This window comes from Pseudoalteromonas sp. CST2, from assembly GCF_028599385.1.
Lineage (GTDB): Bacteria > Pseudomonadota > Gammaproteobacteria > Enterobacterales > Alteromonadaceae > Pseudoalteromonas > Pseudoalteromonas atlantica.
In genome coordinates this window covers 1-21,393 of record NZ_JAQREO010000018.1, presented here as the reverse complement: position 1 = coordinate 21,393, position 21,393 = coordinate 1, and the positions used below count along the sequence as shown (strand labels likewise).

Sequence of the window (21,393 nt, the reverse complement as noted above, 5' to 3'; positions counted from 1 at the left end):
AATCCGCGGCCTATAAATTTGTTTTAACGACGTATGGTGCCAGACTTCGGGTTTGGAGAGCGATGCGGCCTTAACTAGAGGTTCCTATGAAAGAAGGTATTCACCCTAAGTACGAAGCAATTTCTGCAACATGTTCATGCGGAAACAAATTCGAAACTCGTTCTACTCTTTGTAAAGACATTCACCTAGACGTATGTTCTGCGTGTCACCCGTTTTACACTGGTAAGCAAAAGATTTTAGACACTGGCGGCCGTGTTGATCGCTTCAACAAGCGCTTCGGTGCACTTAGCAGCAAAAAGTAATTATTGCTGTTTAGTAAAAAAAGCACCTTCGGGTGCTTTTTTTGTGCCTAAAAATCATCATTTTTACTAAAAAATCACCGATTGTTGCCGTACTACGTGTGCATAACTATTTCCTGTTCTTATTCTGAATATGCATAAACCTTTGCAGACAAACTCACAATTCTTCTCTATATTTTTTATACGTTAATTTTTAACCAAGCTGCTAAAAGTGCTTATCGTGGCGATATTTGTTTTTAACGGGGATAAACGCGCCATATTGGTGCATTTTACTATTTTACTATTCTGCTATTTTACAAAGATATTGGCAGGGCAAAATGAACCTCAAAAAGCACTTTTTGAATGAATTTTTATTTGTTTAATATTGATAACTTTTAGCGAAGTTGCTGATAAATCACTTAAAATTAACGGATATAGCATATAACAGGATAGACCTGATATTGCTTGGAATTTAAAAATAATAAGAGTATCTTAGCCCCATACTCCCTCTCACTTAACTTAAATTGCAGGATACCATCGCGTTATGTCAGATTTTCGTGAACAAGCATTACACTACCACTCTCACCCCGTTCCAGGCAAAATCAGCATTGAGCTAACAAAACCAGCCGAAACGGTGCAAGATTTAGCATTAGCATACAGCCCCGGTGTTGCAGAGCCTGTGCGCGAAATTGCAGCAGACCCAGCCAATGCATATAAATATACCGGTAAAGGTAATATGGTTGCGGTGATCAGTAATGGTACGGCAATTTTAGGTTTGGGTAATTTGGGGCCGTTAGCCTCTAAACCTGTTATGGAAGGTAAGTCGCTTTTATTTAAACGTTTTGCTGGCTTAGATTCTATTGATATTGAAGTTAAGCATCGCACCACCGAAGACTTTATAAATACAGTGGCTAATATTGCCGACACGTTTGGTGGTATTAACTTAGAAGATATTAAAGCGCCAGAGTGTTTTGAAATTGAAAAAGCACTTATTGAGCGTTGCAGTATTCCGGTTTTTCATGATGACCAACACGGTACCGCTATTGTAACTGCGGCAGGTATGCTTAACGCCTTAGAAGTGCAGGGCAAATCAATAGAAGATGCCATTATTGTATGTTTAGGTGCAGGCGCTGCAGCGGTTGCTTGTATGGAGCTGTTAATTAAGTGTGGTGCACTGCGCGAACATATTTATATGCTAGACCGCAAAGGGGTTATTCATACTCGCCGCGATGACTTAAACGAATACAAACAGCTTTTTGCTAACAATACCGATAAGCGTACTCTACAAGATGTAATTGCTGATGCTGATGTGTTTGTAGGTGTATCGGGTCCTAACTTACTTGCACCTGAAGATCTAAAACTTATGGCTGATAAGCCAGTGGTGTTTGCATGTTCAAATCCAGATCCTGAAATTGCACCTGAGCTTGCGCACAGTGCACGTAAAGACTTAATTATGGCAACGGGGCGTTCTGATTTCCCTAACCAAGTTAATAATGTTTTATGTTTCCCGTTTATTTTCCGTGGTGCACTTGATGTACGTGCAAGCGCAATTAACGATGAAATGAAAATAGCCGCTGTCGAAGCTATTCGTAGTATTGCTAAAGAGCCAGTGCCTGAGCAAGTATTAAAAGCAGCGGGTGTAGAAAAGCTCGAATTTGGTGCAGACTACATTATTCCTAAACCGATGGACCCGCGTTTATTACCACGTATAGCCAAGGCGGTTGCTATTGCTGCTGTTGAGTCGGGCGTGGCACAAATTGACTTACCGGAAAATTATATGGCGTAATATATAGCGCTGAAACAAAAAAACCTCAGCATGCTGAGGTTTTTTTGTTTAAAAAGACGTTTTATTCTTCGTCTAAAATAGGCACTTCTAAACCCATTTCTTGCATTATTTTTTTAACTTCTTCAGGTACTTTTTCTGCGTTATCTTTACGTAGGTCATCATCATTAGGTAATGGCTGGCCTGTAAAAGCATGCAAAAACGCTTCGCATAGTAACTCGCTGTTTGTTGCATGACGCAGGTTGTTTATTTGACGACGTGTACGCTCATCAGTTAATACTTTTAATACATTTAGCGGGATCGAAACGGTGATCTTTTTAACTTGCTCTGATTTTTTCCCGTGTTCTGCGTATGGGTGAATATACTCACCATTCCATTTAGCCATAAGATGTATCGTTGCCTCAGATTATTAATTTCTCACACGGCGTAAAAAGCGTGTAAATATGCGTGAAATTCTATCGTTTTAAAAAAGATAGTCAAATAATAGATAGCAATCTATCTTAATAAGCTGGCTGTAATAGTAAATACAGCTTTCTTGAAGTTTTACGCGTCTGTTATTTTTAGCCATCTAGAGCTTTAAAAGCTTTGACTTATTATAATGGATAACTTACTCTTTTAGACGTCTAAACATCCAAACTAATCAGGTGACGAATATGAGCGAAAAAAACAAAGCAACCATTGCTGTACGAAATGGGGTTGATGCCGATAAACATCATGGCGCCGTTGTACCGCCAATTTATTTATCGACGACTTATTCGTTTGCCGATTTTGATACTAAGCGCGCATACGACTATGGACGCAGTGGTAATCCTAATCGCGATATTTTAGCTGACACTCTAGCAGAGCTTGAAGGTGGCGCACGCGGAATTATTACTGCTACGGGCATGGCAGCAGTGCACTTAGCCACACAGTTATTAAATAACGATGATACATTGGTTATTCCTCACGATTGTTATGGCGGCAGCTACCGTTTATTTACGTCGTTAGAAAAGCGCGGCTTGCTTAAACTTAAAGTACTTGATTTAACTAAACCAGAAAGCCTAGAACAAATTTCAACCATCAAACCTAAATTAATTTGGATAGAAACACCAAGTAACCCTGTGCTGCGCCTAACGGATATTAAAGCCGTGACGGATATAGCAAAACAGTGCGGTGCATTAGTGGCCGCCGATAACACCTTTTTATCACCGGCATTACAAAACCCAATTAAGTTTGGCGTAGATATTGTTGTGCACTCAACCACTAAATATATAAACGGCCATTCTGATGTTGTAGGCGGTGCAGTTGTTGCTGCAACACAAGAGCTTGGTGATGAGCTTGCTTGGTGGGCCAATAACATTGGTATTACCGGCGCACCATTTGATAGCTATTTAACGTTACGTGGTTTACGTACTTTAAATGTGCGTTTAAAACAGCACCAAGAAAATGCCCTGGCAATTGCTAAATACCTAGAAAGCTCTGAGTATGTTAGCCAAGTTTACTACCCAGGCCTTGAATCGCATCCTCAACATGCGCTTGCTAAAGCCCAACAGCTTGGGTTTGGTGGTATGGTTAGTTTTGATATTAAAGGCGATGTGAATGATGCCGCGGCGTTTTTAACAAGCCTTAAAGAATTTAGCTTAGCAGAATCGCTAGGTGGAGTTGAGAGTTTAATTTGTCATCCTGCGACTATGACTCACGCAGGTATGGAAGCTCAAGCACGTTTAGAGGCGGGTGTGGGCGATACGCTAATTCGTATTTCGGTCGGTATTGAAGATATAGAAGACCTACTGGCTGATTTTGAGCGTGTATTTAACTTAGTTAAACCTGGGCAAAATAAAAATGTAGGGCGTGTTGGCAAAGCTGCAGGCAATGCCAATGGTGATGTAAAGCAGCAGGCTGCTCATCCAGCTTTGTGGTGATTGAGTATGGTAAAAAGTGTACATAAATTTGGCGGCTCGAGCTTAAGCTCGGGCGAGCGCTATCAAAGTGTGGCAAAAATAATTATTGGCCACACACAGCCTGGCGATTGCGTGGTTGTATCTGCTGCAGGTAAAACTACCGATACATTGGTTTCGCTGTGGCAAAGTTATCAACAACAAGATAAGCAAGCTGTGGCTGATATTTTGCTGCAATTGAGTAATCACCAAACAGCATTAATTGAAGAGTTATTAAAAGCCGATGCTAAACACACGGCTTTAGCTGTGTTAGCGCAAGAGCTAAGTGATGTAGCGGAGCAAGTCAGTAAGCAGCAGTTGCAAGAGGCGGCCTTACTGGCGCATGGTGAGCTGTGGTCTGCGCGATTATTGGCAGCCTATTTAACGCAATTAAACATTCAAGCGTGTGCTCATGATGCTAGAGCGCTGTTTAGTGTAACAAGCGGGGAGCTTTTGCATGCGCAAAACAAACAGCAATGCAGCCAAGTTATTGATGCAAATAAAATTAACGTAGTAACAGGGTTTATCGCAGCAAGTGCTGATGGTAAAACAGTTACGCTTGGGCGCAATGGCAGTGATTACAGCGCCACCTTATTAGCCAATTATTGCGACGCACAAAATGTATGTATTTGGACTGATACGCCAGGGGTATTTAGTGCCGACCCACGTAAAGTTGAAAAGGCGATTAAGTACAACAAGGTGTGCCGTGAACAAGCTAACTTATTAGCTCGATTGGGTAACCCTGTTTTACATGCTAAAACGCTTTCGCCTTTAAAAAACAGTAATATTAAACTGGCTGTACGTAGTAGTTTTGATGTGCAAACTGCCCCTACCGATATTGTAAAACAAGGCAAAGCTAAGCAAAAACGTTTTATTACTACATTACAAAACGTTGATTTACTGCTCGTTGAAGGCCTTAACGCGGGTGAAGTGGCGCATGTTAGCCAGCTTATTCAGCACAGCCTTCATCATTTTATACACAACGGCGATACATACTTAGTTGTGCCCGCGGGTGCAACGCATCAAGTAGTGAGTTATTTTGCTGGGCGAGCAAATATCAGCGAGTCTAATTTAAATGGCTGCGCGGTGGTTGCGCCTACGCAAGATGTTTACACATTAAGTACATTAGCGGCTGAGGTTTTAAATCAGCAAAGTATTCACCCTCGTTTTATTCATCAAGATACAGGCTATACATTGCTGTTAACGGATCAGTTAATAGAAAGCGATGTACTTAGTTTATTGCACGAAAAATTAATTAATAAAGGCCAAGAAGTTGCTCTGGTTGTGGCTGGCTTAGGTAATGTAGGCGATGAATTTTTAAGCCAGCTAGATGCTCAATTTAAGCGTTTGTCGGGCGATTATAGTATTAAGCTAGTTGGCTTAATTCGCTCGCAACATATGCTATTTAATGCCTCGGGTATTACACTCGGACAGTGGAAAAAACAATGGCAGCATAATGCCGTTGCTTATGAGCAGGCGGATTTATTAAGTGCATTAAACGAACTTGATTACGAGCACAAAGTTGTTGTTGATATAACGGCAAGCGAGCAATTTAGCCAATTATACACCGACTTTGTTGAGCGAGACTGCCATTTAATAAGTGCTAACAAGTACGCAGGCACTGCTGCATCAAATTGGTATAACGCGCTGCGCCAAAGTATTAGCGAGCGTAACTTGCATTGGCGCTACAACACCAGTGTTGGGGCAGGGTTGCCGATTAACTTTGCGTTGGCCGATTTACAAAATAGTGGCGATAAAATTACGCGTATTGAAGGTGTTTTCTCGGGCACACTCTCGTGGCTATGCAGTAGGTACGATGGCAGTGTGGCATTTTCTGACCTTGTTCTAGAAGCGCAAAAAATGGGCTTTACAGAGCCTGATCCTCGCGAGGATTTATCGGGCCGCGATATGCAACGTAAATTGCTGATACTTGCACGCGAGCTTGGCATTGAATTAGATTTAAATGATATAAGCTTACAAGCATTAATGCCTGATGAGTTAGTCCAAGGTTCATGGGATAACTTTTTAGCGAATAAAGATAAGCTAAATGCCTTTATTAAACACCATGCCGATGCGGCAAATGCTCAAGATGCTGTACTTAGGTATACCGGTTTATTGGCATTAGAGCAGGGTAAAGTATCGGCGAAGGTAGGTATAACTTACGCGCCTAAAGGGGACGCCTTAGCTAACTTAACACCTGGCGATAATATCTTTGTTATTAATAGCCAGTGGTACAGTGAAAATGCCTTAGTAATACAAGGCCCAGGGGCAGGCAGAGAAGTGACCGCCGCGGGCGTGCACTCTGATTTATATTGGTTAGTTAAAAACCTAAAATAGCGCAGCAAATATTAATAGTAAAACGGCAGCTTGTGTAAGCTGCCGTTTTTGTTTTTAGAATAATTCTTCTTCTGTTTTTGTATCTTCTTCAAAAATATCAGTTGGCTGAGACAGCACATATTTTGTAGGCGCAGTGCCTTTTTCAAAATATTCAAAGCGACTGGTGTAGTCGTTTTTATGACTTAACAAACCTGTTTTTAAATCGATACGAATTGAAACTAGCCCTTCAGGAGGCTCTATTGGCGCCTCTGGTGTGCCCTCAAGCGCCACTTTCATAAAATCAACCCAAGCAGGTTGTGCCGTTTTGGCGCCCGATTCAGCGCCAGAGATTTGGCTGCTATCTAGGTTGTTATTATAGGTGGAGCGCCCTAACGAGTTACCTGGGTTGTCAAAACCAACCCATACAGACGTTACTACATTGCGGTTAAAGCCGCTAAACCAAGTATCAACAGAGTCATTGGTTGTGCCTGTTTTACCCGATAGATCGCGTCTATCTAATGCTTGCGCACGCCAACCTGTCCCGCTCCAGCCTGTTTTATGGGTCCAGCTACCGCCACCCCATACTGCGCTGTGCATTGCTTCAGCAATTAAAAAAGCATTTTGCTTTGAAATAACACGTGGTGCACAACGTGGTTGCGTGGCTGTATCATCTGTTATGTCGGTATCTAGGTTATTGTTGGCAAAGCTATCCACTGCTTTAGAGACGGGTAATAGCTCGTCTTCATCGCAAGCAAGAGCTGGGTTTGCTTTAAATAGTACATTGCCATAAGCATCTTGAATTTCAGATATAAAGTAAGGTTCAATTAAGTGACCGCCATTAGCAAATGCGCTCATGCCGCGAGCAAGCTCTAATGGCGTGATTGATGCACTCCCTAATGCTAACGATTCACTGCGGTTAATATCAGCATCTTTAAAACCAAACTTAAGCAAGTGATCGGCGGTGCGTTGTAACCCTACACCACGAAGTAAGCGTACAGAAATAACGTTTTTAGATTGTGCAAGTGCACGGCGAATACGTATAGGGCCATTATAAACTGCTGGGCTGTTTTTTGGTCGCCACGCTACACCTAAACTTTTATCCCACTGGTTTATTGGCGCGTCGTTTAAAATAGAGGCTAATGTATAGCCATTTTCGAGCGCAGCAGAATAAATAAAGGGTTTAATATTAGAGCCAACTTGGCGTTTAGCTTGTACCGCTCGGTTGTATTGGCTTTGCTCAAAACTGTAACCGCCTACTATAGCTTTAATACGACCATCTTGTGGGTCGAGTGAAACAAGTGCACTGGCAGCTTCTGGTATTTGGCTTAGTAGGTAAGTTTCGTCGTTATTTTTACGCAGCCATATTTGCATGCCAGGGGTAAGAATGTCAGTAGCAGCTTTAGGGGCAAAACTTTGGCGGTAGCGAGTAATGTATTTGCGCGCCCATTTTAAATTATCCCAATCAAGTGTGGTGCGCTGGCCATTTTTTAAAATAACGTCAGCGGTTTTATCTGCCACATTTAACACCACGCCAGCATGCAAATCAGCTATTTCTTTAACAGGTTTTAGCTTTTCTATAATTTGCTGCTCACTTAAGGCAGGCTGTGTTTCTGGATCCCACAACACGTCTACAGGCCCACGAAAGCCATGACGCATATCATAGTTATGTAAATTATTAACTAAAGCTGTTTGCGCAGCCTTTTGAACTTTAGACTCCACAGAGGTAAATATTTTAAAGCCAGAGTTATATGCTTTTTCTACACCGTAGCGCTCAACCATCTCAGCACGAACCATCTCAGAGATATAAGGGGCGTAAAGGTCTATCTCAGCACCGTGAAAATAAGCAGTGATAGGCTGGTTAGCCGCATCGTTGTATTGCTGTTGCGTAATATAGTTTTCTGTAAGTAAGCGACCAAGCACTACATTACGACGTGCTTTAGCTCTAATTGGGTTACGAATTGGGTTAAGCGCCGAAGGGGCTTTAGGTAAACCGGCAATCATTGCCATTTGTGCAAGAGTGAGGTCTTTTAGCTCTTTGCCATAGTAAACTTGAGCAGCAGCCCCAATACCAAATGCACGATTACCTAGTTCTATTTTATTAAGATACAGCTCAAGAATTTCGTCTTTTGTTAATACACTTTCAATATGTAGAGCTATAAAAATCTCTTTAACTTTACGAATATACGCTTTTTCTCGTGTTAAAAAGAAGTTACGAGCAAGCTGCATAGTAATGGTACTCGCGCCCTGTTTTTTCTCACCTGTTGAAATTAACACAATAGCAGAGCGGACAATACCAATAGGGTCTATACCAATATGGTCATAAAAACGGTTGTCTTCTGTTGCTAAAAAAGCATCAATTAAAGGCTGGGGGATTTCGTCTATAGTGACGGGGATGCGGCGTTTTTCACCAAATTGATTAATTAAGAGTCCATCTTTTGTAAAGACTTGCATAGGGGTTTGTAATTGCACGTCTTTTAAAACTTGCACACTGGGGATATCAGGTTTAACGTAATAATAAAGGCTGATTAAAGTGATCAGACCAAATAACGTGCAAATGATAAAAAATTGTAATGTTCGTTTTAATAAAATCACTTATATTTCCCTAAATGGACTCCCAATTGCGAGTTTAGACTGCTAGTATATATTGATTAAAAAATGAATAATATTTTTTACTAAAAAAATTATAACTTGTTTATTATTAAAACAAAGGTCAAGTTGCAAACATGCTAAGTCAACTATTTCAAAAGCCATCCACTGCGATGGTCGGAATCGATATCGGATCGCACTCTATCAAAGCAGTGCTTTTAAGTGAAATTGAAACGGGATTTCGACTAGAAGCACTTGCAATTGAACCTATGCCAAAAGGCGCAATGAGTGAGCGCTCTATTCAGGATATTGAAGCAATTGGTAACATAATTACAAAATTAAAAAGAAAACTACCAAAATCTTTAAAATCAGCGGCAGCGGCTGTATCAGGGCAAACCGTTATCACTAAAGTTATTTTTATGGATGTTTCATTAAGTGACGCTGAATTAGAGTCGCAAATTGAAATAGAAGCTGACAGCTTAATACCTTACCCCCTTGATGAAGTGAGCTTAGATTTTGAAAAGCTCTCTACCAACGAAGCCGACCCGAGTAAAATGAATGTGTTGTTATCTGCTGCACGTACAGAAAGTGTTGAAGCCCGTGTGGGCGCACTTGAGGCGGCAAACTTAACCGCTAAAGTGGTTGATGTTGAAAGCTATGCGTTAAGTAGAGCAATGGATGTGTATTATCAGCAATTACCAAGTGACGCCTTTAATAAGTGTGTTGCGGTGGTAGATATTGGCGCTGTTTTAATGCTGGTCAGTGTTGTTCAAGCAGGTGAAACAATTTATACCCGTGACCAAGTGTTTGGTGGCGACCAATACACTAACAGCATTGTGTCTTACTATAACAAAGGCTTTGATGAGGCTGAAATAGGCAAAACAACGGGTGACTTACCCCCTAATTATACCTTTGAAGTGCTGGCACCGTTTCAAACATCATTATTACAACAAGTGCGCCGTGCGGTACAAATGTTTTTAACAACCACAGGTAAAGATCAAGTAGATTATATTGTGCTAACCGGCGGTACATCGATGATTGACGGTTTAGATAGGTTGTTAATTGAAGAGCTAGGTATTCATGCTGTGGTTGCTGAACCATTTGCAAATATGGAAGTTTCGCCAAAAGTAGACAGAAATGTAATGCAGCGAAATAGAACGCAGTTTGCAATTGCTACTGGTTTGGCATTAAGGAGCTTTTCATCATGCCACATATAAATCTATTGCCGTGGCGAGAGCTACAGCGTGAAGAATCAAAAAAGAAATTTATAACAATTTTAGTTGCGGTTGTTATTGGCTGTTTTGCAAGTATGTACTTACTTAGCTCTTTTTACGCGGGTTTAAAAGATGGGCAGAATTTAAAAAATAATTATTTAAGCTCAGAAATAAGCATGCTTGATAAAAAAATCAGTGAAATTAGAAATCTTGATAAGCGAAAAGAAAATTTACAACAACGTATGCGATTAATTGAAGAGCTACAAAGCAGCCGTAATTTAGGTACTCAAATTATGGATGAAGTAGCTAAAATTGTTCCTCAAGGCGTGTATTTAACTAAGCTTGAGCGCCGCGGCAGTCAAATACATGTGCTAGGACGCAGTGAATCAAACAATCGTTTATCTACTATGCTGCGTCAGGTGCAAGGCTCATATTTATTAGAAAGACCTACCATGCAAGGCATTGTGGCAGGCGATCAAACATCACGGTTACTCAGTGATTTTAATATGGAGTTTTACGTAAAACCATTTGATGAAATTGGTGAGGTAAGTGATGAACCTTGATTTAAAAGCCTTAAATGAAATAGATTGGAATGAAATTGAGCTCGACAATATTGGCGAGTGGCCCGTTGCGGTAAAAGCTATTTGTTGCTTATTTATAGCCGGTTTAGTGTTGTTTTTTAGTTACAGCCTATTGGTATCTGATGAAATAGACAGCTATCACAGCGCGGTAGCTAAAGAAGTAGAGCTGCGCAGTACCTACAGAACAAAGTATGCCGTAGCCAGTAAGCTTGATATATACCGCCAGCAAATGGTTGAAATGGAAGATAAGTTTTCACAACTACTAAAGCGATTACCTACCTCAAATGAAACCCCAGGCCTGTTAGACGATTTATCTTATGTAGGTACTACTAGCGGTTTAACATTTTTGAAAATTGGCTGGTTACCTGAAATCGAAAAAGAGTTTTATACTGAGCTGCCAATTAAAATTGAAGTAATAGGCACTTACCATGAATTTGGTGAATTTGTAGGAAAAGTAGCCCAATTACCACGAATTGTAAGTTTACATGACTTTTCGATTGTATCATCTGGTGAAAAGCAACTAACATTCAGTGTGGTAGCAAAAACATATCGTTATGAAGAGGGGGTTAAAAAGTGAGATTAGTCCCTTTATTATCATTGTCTGTTTTATTGTTGGCAGGTTGTAACGACGATACGTCTGAGCAAAAAGAATTTATTGACCAAGTTAAGGCCAGCACCACACCTAAAGTTGAGGAAATACCTGAATTAACGCAGTTTGAACATTTTGAATATAATGCATCGCAGTTACGTAGTCCTTTTGTGGCTCCGCAGCCTGAAATTATTCAAAATAAGCTAACGCAAATTAAAAATTGTTTACACCCTGACCCTGATAGAGTGAGAGAGCCACTAGAAAAGTACCCGCTTGATAACCTATCAATGAAAGGTACATTAGGCTCTAACGGGCAAATGTGGGCACTGATCACCGCAGCGGATGAAACGCTGCATAGGGTAACGGTAAATAATTACTTAGGGACGTATGACGGTAAAGTTAAGTCTGTAAGTAGTGATTATGTAGAACTAGTTGAATTAATCCCTGATGGGTCGGGTTGTTGGAAAGAGCGGCTGACTAAATTGGAAATGTTAGAGGCGGCAAATAATGGCGCAAATTAATAATAAAAAAGGTAAAACACACATGCATAAGGATGTACTTTGGCATCATCGTTTTCAAACGGTGTTATTTGTCATATTGGCTCTTTTTGTTGCAAAAACAGCCAGTGCAGCGCCGCTACTTTATGATGTACGTTATAACCCCTTGCTAAAAGGCGAGACAGAGTTACAACTTGTATTTGACGAAGAGCTAACACAACAACCTAAAATTCAAGTACACAACACACCAGCGCGCATAGAAATGTTATTTGACGGTGCAGAACTAGAACAGGGTCTTGAAAATGTGCCGGTCGATCACGCAGGTATTAACAGTGTCAGCAGCGTACTGACAGAGCAAGGCTTAAAAGTTACGGTAAATTTAGAGCGTTTAAAAATATACGAAACACAAGTTAATAATAACTTAGTGTCGTTGCGCGTATCTGATAACCCGCTGACTGAACAAGCTTCTGATGAAAGCAGCAATGGTTATGATGCCTCAAGCGCTTATATTAATCGGATTCAATCTATTGATTTTCGCCGTGGTGAAAAAGGTGAAGCAAAAGTTTTAGTATTTTTACAAGACACGCAAGCTGCAATAGAAGTACATGAAAGTGGTGGAAAAATAATTGCAGAGTTTCATCACACAGATATTTTAGACGACTTACTGTATGAATTAGATGTGCTAGATTTTGGTACTGTAGTAAGTACCATTGAGACCTTTAAAGAAGATAGCTTAAGCCGTGTAGTTATTGAGCCTAATGCTGCTTTTACCTTTACCTACCAGCAAATAGATAACATTTTAACGTTAACCATTGAAAAAGATGAAACGCAAAATGCCTATTTAGATGGCGGCAAGGAATATCAAGGTCGTCCAATGACCTTAAACTTCCAAGATATTTCGGTTAGAGCTGTACTGCAAATCATAGCGGGTTATAACGAGTTTAACTTAGTAACGAGTGACTCAGTAACTGGCAATATTACACTTCGTTTAGATGGCGTTCCATGGGATCAGGCTTTAGATGTTGTACTGCGTATTAAAGGCCTTGATAAGCGTATGGATGGCTCTATATTGATGGTTGCGCCAGCTGAAGAGCTCGCAGCACGTGAAGCTAAAGATTTACTAGCAAAACAAAAGGTCGAGGATTTAGAGCCGCTTTACAGTGAGTATATTCGTTTAAACTACGCTAAGGCTGAAGATTTTGCGGATTTACTGAAAACCGATACTAACAGCATCATTTCTGCCCGAGGCAGTGTATCGGTTGACCAGCGTACCAATACATTACTTATTAAAGATACAGCGAAGAGCATTGAGAGTATTCGTCGAATGATTGAAACACTCGATATTCCAGTGCAACAGGTTGTTATTGAATCACGTATGGTAACAGTGCGCGATAACGTCACAGAAGATTTAGGCGTGCGTTGGGGATTTAGTGATCAACAAGATAGTGATGGTATATCTGGCTCGCTTGAAGGAGCTGAGTCTATCTCAAATGGCACTATTCCTGATTTATCAGACCGTCTTAATGTAAACCTACCTATTACTAACCCTGCGGCAAGTATTGGTTTACACATAGCTAAGTTGGCTAATGGCACTTTAATTGATTTAGAGCTAAGTGCTTTAGAAGAAGAAAATAAAGGTGAGATTATTGCGAGCCCGCGCATTACTGCAGCTAATCAGCAAAAAGCACGTATTGAGCAAGGTACTGAAATCCCCTATACCGAATCAGCCTCAAGTGGTGCTACTACTGTAAGCTTTAAAAAAGCGGTATTGAGCCTTGAGGTTACCCCGCATATAACGCCTGATAACAAAGTTATTTTAGACTTAGTTATTACACAAGATACTCGTGGCGAAACGGTTCAAACCGGAACAGGTGAAGCGGTTTCGATAGACACTCAACAAATTGAAACACAAGTGCTGGTTGATAACGGCCAAACCGTTGTGCTGGGTGGTATTTTTCAGCAGCAAATAATTAATACCACAAATAAAGTACCTGTACTTGGTGATATTCCATATGTTGGACGCTTATTTAAGAGCACCAGCGAGTTTAATGAGAAACGTGAATTACTTATTTTCGTGACACCGAAAATACAAATAGACTAAAATTTAGTGGTTTTATGTTCGTCAACGAGTGTTTATTGATAATAATTGCTCGTTATATGGCTTTTTATTGTAATAGACTTGAAATACCCGGCCAATTACTGAGATAATCCCCTCCTTAATTTTGGGGCCAGGTCGTTAGGCGGGGTTTTATTTCAAATTTTAGAGTTCGTTTGTACTAAAAGATATGGCTGAGAAACGTAATATATTTCTAGTTGGCCCCATGGGGGCTGGCAAAAGCACGATTGGTCGTCACATCGCTGACCAATTACACCTTGAATTTGTCGATTCTGATCAAGAAATCGAACGCCGTACCGGTGCAGATATTGCCTGGGTGTTTGATCTTGAGGGTGAAGAAGGCTTTAGACTTCGTGAAGAATCTGTTATTGGCGACTTAACCGAAATGCAAGGTATTGTACTTGCAACCGGTGGTGGTTCAGTAATGAGTAAAGAAGTTCGAAACAAGCTTTCGGCTCGTGGTATCGTTGTATACCTAGAGACACCTATAGAAAAGCAAGTTGCACGCACGCAACGCGACAAGCGTCGCCCATTACTGCAAACTGAAGAAGCACCTCGTAATGTACTAGAGCGCTTAGCAGAAGAACGCGAGCCACTATACAAAGAAGTTGCCGATTTTGTTGTACGCACCGATGAGCAAAGCGCTAAAGTTGTTGCTAACCAAATCATCGAGAAATTAGATTTTTAAAAACCAATAATAAAGGAAATAACAAAGCATGCTTGAATTAACTGTTAATTTGGACGAGCGAAGTTATCCTATTTTTATTGGTCAATCTGCACTTCAAGATAATGGCCGCCTTGTTCACCACATTGGTGATTGTCGGCCTATCATTATCACTAACGACACAGTTGCGCCTTTATATTTACAAGGACTGCTTGATTCGTTAGCTGATCTAAACCCTCTTTCTTTTGTCATTCCCGATGGTGAGCAATACAAGTCACTTGAATGGTTTGAGAAAATATCTGCTTTTTTATTGCAAAATAATTGCGGCCGAGACACATGCTTAATTGCACTAGGTGGCGGCGTTATTGGCGATTTAACAGGCTTTGTTGCTGCATGTTATCAGCGCGGTGTACCGTTTATTCAAATTCCGACCACGGTACTATCACAAGTTGACTCCTCTGTAGGGGGCAAAACAGCGGTAAATCACCCACTGGGTAAAAACATGATTGGGGCGTTTTATCAGCCACAAGCAGTTTTTATTGATACTAATTCACTTCACACTTTACCGGCGCGCGAATTTGCAGCGGGTATGGCCGAAGTTATTAAGTATGGTCTGATTTACGATACCGAGCTATTTGCTTTTATTGAGCAAAATGTAGAAAAGCTACAGCAACTAGATGAAGCAAGTTTGCAGCATATTATTTATAGATGTTGTGAAATTAAAGCGCTTATCGTGGCGCAAGATGAAAAAGAAAATGGCCTTCGTGCATTACTCAACTTAGGGCATACCTTTGCGCATGCAATTGAAGCGCAAATGGGATACGGTGTATGGCTACATGGCGAGGCTGTTGCTACCGGAATGGTACTTGCTGCTAAATTAGCGCATACACGCGGTGATTTATCGCAAACTGAGGTAGATAGAATTGTAACGCTACTCAAGCTTTATAATTTACCGACAGAGATCCCAAGTGAAATGACTGCTGAGCAGTTTTTAATGCATATGCGTAAAGACAAAAAAAATAAAAAAGGCACTATCCGCTTTATTTTACCTACTCAATTTGGTCAATGCGCATTGGTAGATGACGTATCAGACGACCAAGTTAGAGCGTTAATCGAGCAATAATGCAGGCGCAAATTTTACCAAGCCGTGCGGCGTTGGTGGATAGAATCGCTCTGCAATTTGAATACGGGCAAAACTTAATTGTATTACTAGGCACCTCTGGCCTAGGCAAAAGTTATATGCTCGAAACCTTCATCACCGACAAATACAACAGTTTTAATAAAGCATTTGTACAAGTAAGTGCCAGTGTAAATGATGTATCACTGATGAGTGATATATTAGAGCAAAGCTTTAACTCTCCGCTGATTGATCACGATTTATCGTTAAGTGAAAACTTTTACCAATTGTTGCAGCAGCAGCCGTGTGAGGCTTGTTTGTGGGTGCTCGATAATGCAAGGCACTTATCTGAAGAGCTATTACAGGAGTTAGAGTTACTTGCCAAAAAAAGCCCTGTAACGCTTTATATCATGCTAGCTTCGCAATCAAAGCTGGCAATTAATAATGCCGTTGAAATTTACTTAGAGCCTTTATCTGCACATGAATCTAAACAGCTAATGAGCTGGTATTTTCCTAATTTACCGTACGATGAAGACCCCGTATTTAGCGCATTTTTAAATGAAGCGAATGGCAACCCCAGCTTATTATTAGCATGGCAAGCAACCGAGCATGTGGCTGATATTGTAAAAAAAGATAAAGTGTCGTGGCGAGTACACTTAATCTCGTTGTTAATTATAATTATGCTACTTATCATTGGTTTGCTGTATAAAAATGATATGACCCAATGGTGGCAAACGTACTATCAAAATCAACAAAGCCAAGTCATAGATACCGCTATTCCTGCTTCTCAAATTACCGCTATTCCAAGCGCGGATAAAGAAGTCAGTAATGATAATTCTGATATATCAAAAGCGGATTTGCCTTTAAAGTCGGTCAGCGATAAATCACAAGCTAATATAGCGCCTCATAAAAACGATGTGCCGGCGATAATGCAAAGCCTAACGCACCAAGCTCAACAAAGCGCTCAGAGTGAGCAACGTGTACAAAGCGAGGCGTTACCACAAAGCTTAAACACTCCTGAGACTATTGAGCCAATTGAAAGTGACGATAAAGAAAGCCCGCAGCCTAAAACCTCAAATAACGTATCAGATAACGCTTGGTATTTAGCTCAGCCAGATAATAATACAACTGTGCAGCTGCTAGCTGTTACACAGGAAAAAATCACCCGTGAGTTTATTATTCAACATAATTTAAGCCAGCGCGCTAAGGTTTACCAAACTAAGCGAAATAATAAAGTGTGGTGGGTGGTTACTATTGGCAGTTATGCATCACTCGCTGATGCTAAAAGTGCGTTGTCTGCCTTGTCGAGTGCGCTTAGAAAGAACAAGCCTTTTTATAAAAAAATCAGCAAAATAAAACAAGAAATTGCACGACTTGATCAGTAAACTGACTCACTTTAGTGTAAAATCGCGCTACAGCAGATTGAAGTTAAGAACCAATGCAACAAAAGAGTAGAGCCTTCCTTAAATGGGCTGGCGGTAAATACAGCCTAGTTGAAGATATTAATGCACGTTTATCTCAAGCCAGCAAACACGCTGAAACCTTGGTAGAACCTTTTGTAGGTGCAGGCTCGGTATTTTTAAATAGTAATTTTAAGCACTATTTACTCAACGACATCAATGCTGATTTAATTAACTTATACAAAGAGCTCAAGCGCTCGCCTGATGAGTTTATAAGTGACTCTAAAAAACTATTTGTTGATTTAAATAACCACCCAGACGCTTACTACGAATACCGTGTACAGTTTAATAAAAGTAGTGATGTGTATGAGCGCGCAATGCTCTTTTTATACATGAATCGGCATGGTTACAATGGGCTGTGTAGGTATAACCTCAAAGGCATTTTTAACGTGCCATTTGGTAAATATAAAAAGCCTTATTTTCCTGAAAAAGAAATGTACTTTTTTGCCGAAAAAGCACAAAAAGCCACATTTACCTGCCTAAGCTATGATGATGTGTTTAAGCTTGTGCCAAACAATGCGGTTATTTATTGCGATCCGCCTTATGTGCCGCTAAGTAAAACTGCGTCGTTTACCTCTTATGCTAAAGGCGGGTTTAATTTAGACGATCAAGCAAACTTGGCAAACTTAGCCGAGCAAGCCGCGTTTGAAAACAATACCCCAGTGCTTATATCTAACCACGATACCGTATGGACGCGAAAAATTTATAGCCAAGCTACACTTGGTAAAATTCAGGTAAAACGTACTATCAGCCCTAAAGGTGGGTCACGCAATAAGGTCGACGAGTTAATGGCTATGTATTTAGCACCCAAGCAACCACTGCGTAAATTGTCACTACAAAAATAACAAAAAACAGCACAGCTAAAGCAATAATAAAAAGAGGGGAGTGTTGTTGGAAGTCGGCTTGGCGTTTGTGCTCTGATTGCACACCAAAAAATGCTGCTAGCACACTTTGCAACGCGCTAATAAAGTGCAGCATTATTTAAAATAGAGGTTTTATTGAAGGCGTATTCTTAGCGTCTTCTGAGCTAGTTAATAGCTCTAATAAATCTAAATAATGAAACTGCGCACTGCGGCTATCGCCTGTTAGCCACGAAAACCACGATGAGTCTTCTTCTACTTTCGCACACGTTAAGGTGTTTGAAGCGTTTTTACTACTTGCCTGATGCTGACAATTGCTAACTAAGCTTAAATCTTGCTCAGAACTTGGCGCAAAACTAAATGCCCCAATAAATAACAATGCCGACGCAATTAAGATCCCTGTTTTAAATGCACGCATAATATTAGCCTAAAATTAAGTTACTCCTTTAATAATAACAAAAGCTGTATAAATAACAAACTAATATTTACCTGTAATAGCTAAGGCCTGTTGAAACTTGCGAGTTAAAGTGTGTTCTCAAGCTAAGAGTTTTTAAATCGCGCCCCGAAGTTTGTAATCGAGTGGGCACAATAACTGCTCTTACGTTAATCTAATAGCTTACATCATGTAAGCAAAGCTTGTGCGTCTACTCACGGCCTTACCAAAAATTAAACATGCTGCCCAAAACTCAACCACTAAAGCTTTTCATAAATAAATACTTATATATTTAAATCGATATTTTTAGTTATGCCTAATTTACAGTGTATTACTTGGGAAACCTCAGCATTTACGGTACATTAAGGCATATTTTACTGATTGACGGATTACTATGTTAAACCCTGAACAAAAATACTTAATTGCGCCTTCTATTTTGTCAGCCGATTTTGCAAAATTAGGCGAAGATGTGGATAAAGTACTCGCTGCAGGCGCTGATGTAGTACATTTTGATGTCATGGACAATCACTATGTGCCTAATCTCACTATTGGGCCCATGGTGTGTAAAGCGCTTAGAGATTACGGTGTAACAGCACCTATAGATGTGCACCTAATGGTAAAACCAGTCGATAGTATAATCCCTTTGTTTGCAGAGGCCGGCGCATCAATAATTACTTTTCACCCTGAGGCCAGCGAGCATATAGACCGCACCATACAGCTCATTAAAGACCATGGTTGTAAAGCGGGCTTAGTATTCAACCCTGCCACTAGCCTTAGCTACCTCGATCACGTTATTGATAAGCTAGATACTATTTTATTAATGTCGGTAAATCCAGGCTTTGGCGGCCAAAGCTTTATTCCCCACACCCTTGAAAAACTAGCTCAAGCTAAGCAGCGTATAGTTGCGTCGGGTCGTGATATTCGCCTAGAAGTAGATGGTGGTATTAAGGTTGATAACATAGCCGCAGCGGCGCAAGCAGGTGCCGATATGTTTGTAGCAGGGTCTGCTATTTTTAATGAGCCTGATTACAAGGTTGTTATTGATCAAATGCGTGAGCAGTTAGGAAACGTAAAGTAATGAAATATGATGTAGCTTTGTTCGACCTTGACGGCACACTTGTTGATAGCGTTTACGATTTATACCTAGCAGTAAACTTAACACTGAGTGATTTAGCGTTTCCTATTGTTAGCCAAAGCTTGGTTGAAAGCTGGATAGGCAACGGTATTGAAACCCTAGTCAAGCGTGCACTCAGCGGTGATATGCAAATTAGCGAACATTTAGATGAAGCGCTTAGTGCAAAAGCCATTGCCTTATTTTACCAACATTATGAGCAGCTAGTGGGCAAGTATAGTGTGTTGTATCAGCATGTAGAAACAGGGCTCAGTGCTTTGCGGGGCATGCCAAAAGCACTTGTTACTAATAAGGCGCGCCTATTTACCGAGCTACTACTTGATAAGCTTTCCCTTACCAGTCACTTTGAAGTGATAGTGTGTGGAGACGATATGGCTAAAAAGCCTTCACCAGCGCCTTTATTGTATGCATGTAACAAGCTGAATGTTGAGCCGAGTAAGGCTATTATGATTGGCGATTCAAAAAGCGATATATTGGCAGCACATGCCGCTAAAATTGATGTAATAGCGGTGGATTATGGTTATAACCAAGGCGAAAATCTTGAGGATTATAATCCACAGTACCTATGCGATAACTTCTTAGATATAATACCAACACTAACACAGCGTTAAAATTTTTAATTAACTAAACACTAAAGGAAAATCATGAGTAAACCAGTAGTTTTAAGTGGCATTCAGCCAACCGGTGGTATGACAATAGGCAACTATGTTGGCGCTATTAACCAGTGGCTAAAGCTACAGGAAGACCACGAAAGTTTCTTTATGCTTGTTGATTTACACGCGATTACCGTGCGCCAAGAGCCTGAACTTCTTCGCTCTCGTGTATTAGATGGTATAGCGTTATACGCGGCATGTGGCATAGACCCTGAAAAATCGGCCTTATTTGTACAGTCGCAAGTGCCAGAACACGCGCAGTTAGCATGGGTGCTAAATTGTTACGCACAAATGGGCGAGCTTAACCGCATGACTCAGTTTAAAGACAAGTCATCTAAGCATGCTAACAATGTAAACGTCGGTTTATTTTCGTACCCAGTATTGCAAGCAGCGGATATTTTATTATACCAAGCAGACCAAGTACCGGTAGGGGATGACCAAAAGCAGCACTTAGAGTTAACGCGTGATATAGCGACACGCTTTAATAATTTATACGGTGACGTATTTAAGTTACCAGAGCCATATATTCCTGAATTTGGCGCACGCGTAATGAGCCTTCAAGATCCGCTCAAAAAAATGTCTAAGTCTGATGAAAACCCTAATGGCTACATCATGCTATTAGATGAGCCTAAAAAGATTGAGAAAAAGCTTAAAAAAGCAGTAACCGATTCAGACGAGCAAGCGCGTATTTACTTTGACCGTACTGAAAAGCCAGGCGTTTCTAATTTACTTACTTTATTAAGCGTAGCCACTAAGCGCTCAATTGAAGACTTAGTGCCAGAGTATGAAGATAAAATGTATGGTCACCTGAAAAAAGACACAGCCGATGCAGTTGTTAGCATGATTGAGCCAATCCAAGCCCGTTTTAAAGAGATCAGAGAAGATCAAAACTTACTTGATAGCATCATGAAATCAGGCGCAGAAAAAGCCAGTGTACGTGCAGAAAAAACACTTAAATCGGTTTACGATGCACTAGGGTTTATTCCTCGTACATAAATTAGTATAAGCAAATAAAAATGCCGCTAAATTTAGCGGCATTTTTGTAACTTTTAATGAATACTTTTTATTATCTAACCTCAGATCTGCATAAGAATTAAAGTCGAGTCACTTTTATACTCGGCTTTTTAGTCTGAAAAGTATAGGCAATTAATCCAGCCATTAAATTAACCATAAATGAGATGCAGCTGCGGTGCCTTGT

General features: G+C 40.5%; 20 protein-coding genes and 1 pseudogene. 16 read left to right on the top strand and 5 right to left on the bottom strand.

Annotated elements, in window-relative coordinates; all coding sequences use genetic code 11:
• Nucleotides 1-86 precede the first annotated feature (86 nt).
• Together rpmE and PSH41_RS18050 are read left to right on the top strand one after the other, a co-directional pair.
• Nucleotides 87-302 (top strand): 50S ribosomal protein L31, encoded by a 216-nt coding sequence (gene rpmE / locus PSH41_RS18055; protein WP_004589339.1) that lies wholly within the window; start codon nucleotides 87-89, stop codon nucleotides 300-302.
• Between the two features lie 520 nt (nucleotides 303-822).
• Nucleotides 823-2,064 (top strand): malic enzyme-like NAD(P)-binding protein, encoded by a 1,242-nt coding sequence (locus PSH41_RS18050; RefSeq protein ID WP_024032535.1) that lies wholly within the window; start codon nucleotides 823-825, stop codon nucleotides 2,062-2,064.
• A 61-nt stretch (nucleotides 2,065-2,125) separates the two neighbouring features.
• Here the strand turns inward: PSH41_RS18050 and metJ are convergent, their stop codons facing one another.
• The gene (gene metJ, locus PSH41_RS18045) at nucleotides 2,126-2,446 is read right to left on the bottom strand and encodes a met regulon transcriptional regulator MetJ (protein WP_004589341.1); all 321 of its coding nucleotides are present in this window, start codon (nucleotides 2,444-2,446) and stop codon (nucleotides 2,126-2,128) included.
• 268 nt (nucleotides 2,447-2,714) lie between these two features.
• Here metJ and metB point away from each other — a divergent pair, with 268 nt between their 5' ends.
• Both metB and metL read left to right on the top strand, forming a co-directional pair.
• A complete protein-coding gene (gene metB / locus PSH41_RS18040; RefSeq protein ID WP_273589803.1) occupies nucleotides 2,715-3,962 on the top strand; it encodes a cystathionine gamma-synthase in 1,248 nt (415 codons plus the stop codon).
• Between the two features lie 6 nt (nucleotides 3,963-3,968).
• Complete coding sequence (gene metL, locus PSH41_RS18035) at nucleotides 3,969-6,314, top strand: bifunctional aspartate kinase/homoserine dehydrogenase II (RefSeq protein ID WP_273589804.1); 2,346 nt, start codon at nucleotides 3,969-3,971, stop codon at nucleotides 6,312-6,314.
• A 54-nt stretch (nucleotides 6,315-6,368) separates the two neighbouring features.
• On the opposite strand, the gene PSH41_RS18030 is transcribed toward metL, so the two are convergent.
• A complete protein-coding gene (locus PSH41_RS18030) occupies nucleotides 6,369-8,885 on the bottom strand; it encodes a penicillin-binding protein 1A (RefSeq protein WP_273589805.1) in 2,517 nt (838 codons plus the stop codon).
• Between the two features lie 131 nt (nucleotides 8,886-9,016).
• On the opposite strand from PSH41_RS18030, the gene PSH41_RS18025 reads away from it, so the two are divergent.
• From PSH41_RS18025 to PSH41_RS17985, 9 genes are all read left to right on the top strand, one after another.
• Nucleotides 9,017-10,096 (top strand): pilus assembly protein PilM, encoded by a 1,080-nt coding sequence (locus PSH41_RS18025; protein ID WP_273589806.1) that lies wholly within the window; start codon nucleotides 9,017-9,019, stop codon nucleotides 10,094-10,096.
• Complete coding sequence (locus PSH41_RS18020; protein WP_024032531.1) at nucleotides 10,084-10,656, top strand: PilN domain-containing protein; 573 nt, start codon at nucleotides 10,084-10,086, stop codon at nucleotides 10,654-10,656. Before PSH41_RS18025 ends, PSH41_RS18020 begins: the two co-directional genes overlap by 13 nt.
• Nucleotides 10,646-11,251 carry a type 4a pilus biogenesis protein PilO gene (locus PSH41_RS18015; protein WP_273589821.1) on the top strand — a complete coding sequence of 202 codons (606 nt, stop codon included), beginning with the start codon at nucleotides 10,646-10,648 and terminating at the stop codon, nucleotides 11,249-11,251. The genes PSH41_RS18020 and PSH41_RS18015 overlap by 11 nt, the downstream gene beginning before the upstream one ends.
• Nucleotides 11,248-11,784: a pilus assembly protein PilP gene (locus tag PSH41_RS18010; RefSeq protein WP_024032530.1), complete on the top strand. Its 537-nt coding sequence runs from the start codon at nucleotides 11,248-11,250 to the stop codon at nucleotides 11,782-11,784. The genes PSH41_RS18015 and PSH41_RS18010 overlap by 4 nt, the downstream gene beginning before the upstream one ends.
• Nucleotides 11,771-13,861, top strand: a complete 2,091-nt coding sequence (locus tag PSH41_RS18005; protein ID WP_273589809.1) for a type IV pilus secretin PilQ — start codon at nucleotides 11,771-11,773, stop codon at nucleotides 13,859-13,861. The genes PSH41_RS18010 and PSH41_RS18005 overlap by 14 nt, the downstream gene beginning before the upstream one ends.
• A gap of 184 nt (nucleotides 13,862-14,045) precedes the next feature.
• The gene (gene aroK / locus PSH41_RS18000; RefSeq protein ID WP_004589350.1) at nucleotides 14,046-14,564 is read left to right on the top strand and encodes a shikimate kinase AroK; all 519 of its coding nucleotides are present in this window, start codon (nucleotides 14,046-14,048) and stop codon (nucleotides 14,562-14,564) included.
• A 28-nt stretch (nucleotides 14,565-14,592) separates the two neighbouring features.
• Nucleotides 14,593-15,663, top strand: coding sequence for a 3-dehydroquinate synthase (aroB, locus tag PSH41_RS17995; RefSeq protein WP_256846165.1), 1,071 nt, complete (start codon nucleotides 14,593-14,595; stop codon nucleotides 15,661-15,663).
• On the top strand, nucleotides 15,663-17,042 hold the full coding sequence (locus tag PSH41_RS17990) for an AAA family ATPase (RefSeq protein ID WP_273589812.1): 1,380 nt from the start codon (nucleotides 15,663-15,665) through the stop codon (nucleotides 17,040-17,042). The genes aroB and PSH41_RS17990 overlap by 1 nt, the downstream gene beginning before the upstream one ends.
• 53 nt (nucleotides 17,043-17,095) lie before the next feature.
• A complete protein-coding gene (locus tag PSH41_RS17985; RefSeq protein WP_024032526.1) occupies nucleotides 17,096-17,962 on the top strand; it encodes a Dam family site-specific DNA-(adenine-N6)-methyltransferase in 867 nt (288 codons plus the stop codon).
• Here PSH41_RS17985 and PSH41_RS17980 read toward each other — a convergent pair.
• Complete coding sequence (locus PSH41_RS17980; protein WP_024032525.1) at nucleotides 17,910-18,095, bottom strand: DUF2970 domain-containing protein; 186 nt, start codon at nucleotides 18,093-18,095, stop codon at nucleotides 17,910-17,912. The two genes, PSH41_RS17985 and PSH41_RS17980, sit on opposite strands and share 53 nt — an antisense overlap.
• A gap of 3 nt (nucleotides 18,096-18,098) precedes the next feature.
• Nucleotides 18,099-18,395 carry a hypothetical protein gene (locus PSH41_RS17975; RefSeq protein ID WP_029771857.1) on the bottom strand — a complete coding sequence of 99 codons (297 nt, stop codon included), beginning with the start codon at nucleotides 18,393-18,395 and terminating at the stop codon, nucleotides 18,099-18,101.
• Nucleotides 18,396-18,804: 409 nt separating this feature from the next.
• Here PSH41_RS17975 and rpe point away from each other — a divergent pair, with 409 nt between their 5' ends.
• From rpe to trpS, 3 genes are read left to right on the top strand one after another with little or no spacing between them, the layout of a single operon-like run.
• Nucleotides 18,805-19,488: a ribulose-phosphate 3-epimerase gene (gene rpe, locus PSH41_RS17970; protein ID WP_029771856.1), complete on the top strand. Its 684-nt coding sequence runs from the start codon at nucleotides 18,805-18,807 to the stop codon at nucleotides 19,486-19,488.
• Complete coding sequence (locus tag PSH41_RS17965; protein ID WP_055254629.1) at nucleotides 19,488-20,153, top strand: phosphoglycolate phosphatase; 666 nt, start codon at nucleotides 19,488-19,490, stop codon at nucleotides 20,151-20,153. Before rpe ends, PSH41_RS17965 begins: the two co-directional genes overlap by 1 nt.
• A 33-nt stretch (nucleotides 20,154-20,186) precedes the next feature.
• Complete coding sequence (gene trpS / locus PSH41_RS17960; RefSeq protein ID WP_029771853.1) at nucleotides 20,187-21,191, top strand: tryptophan--tRNA ligase; 1,005 nt, start codon at nucleotides 20,187-20,189, stop codon at nucleotides 21,189-21,191.
• A 97-nt stretch (nucleotides 21,192-21,288) separates the two neighbouring features.
• Here trpS and PSH41_RS20140 read toward each other — a convergent pair.
• Nucleotides 21,289-21,393 (bottom strand): annotated as a pseudogene (locus PSH41_RS20140) (IS982 family transposase); the annotation flags it as partial.

What these genes read in the sequence shown, in the direction of transcription:
- rpmE (WP_004589339.1), top strand. Translation starts at nt 87, where the DNA reads ATGAAAGAAGGTATTCACCCTAAGTACGAAGCAATTTCTGCAACATGT.
- PSH41_RS18050 (WP_024032535.1), top strand. Translation starts at nt 823, where the DNA reads ATGTCAGATTTTCGTGAACAAGCATTACACTACCACTCTCACCCCGTT.
- metJ (WP_004589341.1), bottom strand. Translation starts at nt 2,446, where the DNA reads ATGGCTAAATGGAATGGTGAGTATATTCACCCATACGCAGAACACGGG.
- metB (WP_273589803.1), top strand. Translation starts at nt 2,715, where the DNA reads ATGAGCGAAAAAAACAAAGCAACCATTGCTGTACGAAATGGGGTTGAT.
- metL (WP_273589804.1), top strand. Translation starts at nt 3,969, where the DNA reads ATGGTAAAAAGTGTACATAAATTTGGCGGCTCGAGCTTAAGCTCGGGC.
- PSH41_RS18025 (WP_273589806.1), top strand. Translation starts at nt 9,017, where the DNA reads ATGCTAAGTCAACTATTTCAAAAGCCATCCACTGCGATGGTCGGAATC.
- PSH41_RS18020 (WP_024032531.1), top strand. Translation starts at nt 10,084, where the DNA reads ATGCCACATATAAATCTATTGCCGTGGCGAGAGCTACAGCGTGAAGAA.
- PSH41_RS18015 (WP_273589821.1), top strand. Translation starts at nt 10,646, where the DNA reads ATGAACCTTGATTTAAAAGCCTTAAATGAAATAGATTGGAATGAAATT.
- PSH41_RS18005 (WP_273589809.1), top strand. Translation starts at nt 11,771, where the DNA reads ATGGCGCAAATTAATAATAAAAAAGGTAAAACACACATGCATAAGGAT.
- aroK (WP_004589350.1), top strand. Translation starts at nt 14,046, where the DNA reads ATGGCTGAGAAACGTAATATATTTCTAGTTGGCCCCATGGGGGCTGGC.
- aroB (WP_256846165.1), top strand. Translation starts at nt 14,593, where the DNA reads ATGCTTGAATTAACTGTTAATTTGGACGAGCGAAGTTATCCTATTTTT.
- PSH41_RS17990 (WP_273589812.1), top strand. Translation starts at nt 15,663, where the DNA reads ATGCAGGCGCAAATTTTACCAAGCCGTGCGGCGTTGGTGGATAGAATC.
- PSH41_RS17985 (WP_024032526.1), top strand. Translation starts at nt 17,096, where the DNA reads ATGCAACAAAAGAGTAGAGCCTTCCTTAAATGGGCTGGCGGTAAATAC.
- PSH41_RS17980 (WP_024032525.1), bottom strand. Translation starts at nt 18,095, where the DNA reads ATGCTGCACTTTATTAGCGCGTTGCAAAGTGTGCTAGCAGCATTTTTT.
- PSH41_RS17975 (WP_029771857.1), bottom strand. Translation starts at nt 18,395, where the DNA reads ATGCGTGCATTTAAAACAGGGATCTTAATTGCGTCGGCATTGTTATTT.
- rpe (WP_029771856.1), top strand. Translation starts at nt 18,805, where the DNA reads ATGTTAAACCCTGAACAAAAATACTTAATTGCGCCTTCTATTTTGTCA.
- PSH41_RS17965 (WP_055254629.1), top strand. Translation starts at nt 19,488, where the DNA reads ATGAAATATGATGTAGCTTTGTTCGACCTTGACGGCACACTTGTTGAT.
- trpS (WP_029771853.1), top strand. Translation starts at nt 20,187, where the DNA reads ATGAGTAAACCAGTAGTTTTAAGTGGCATTCAGCCAACCGGTGGTATG.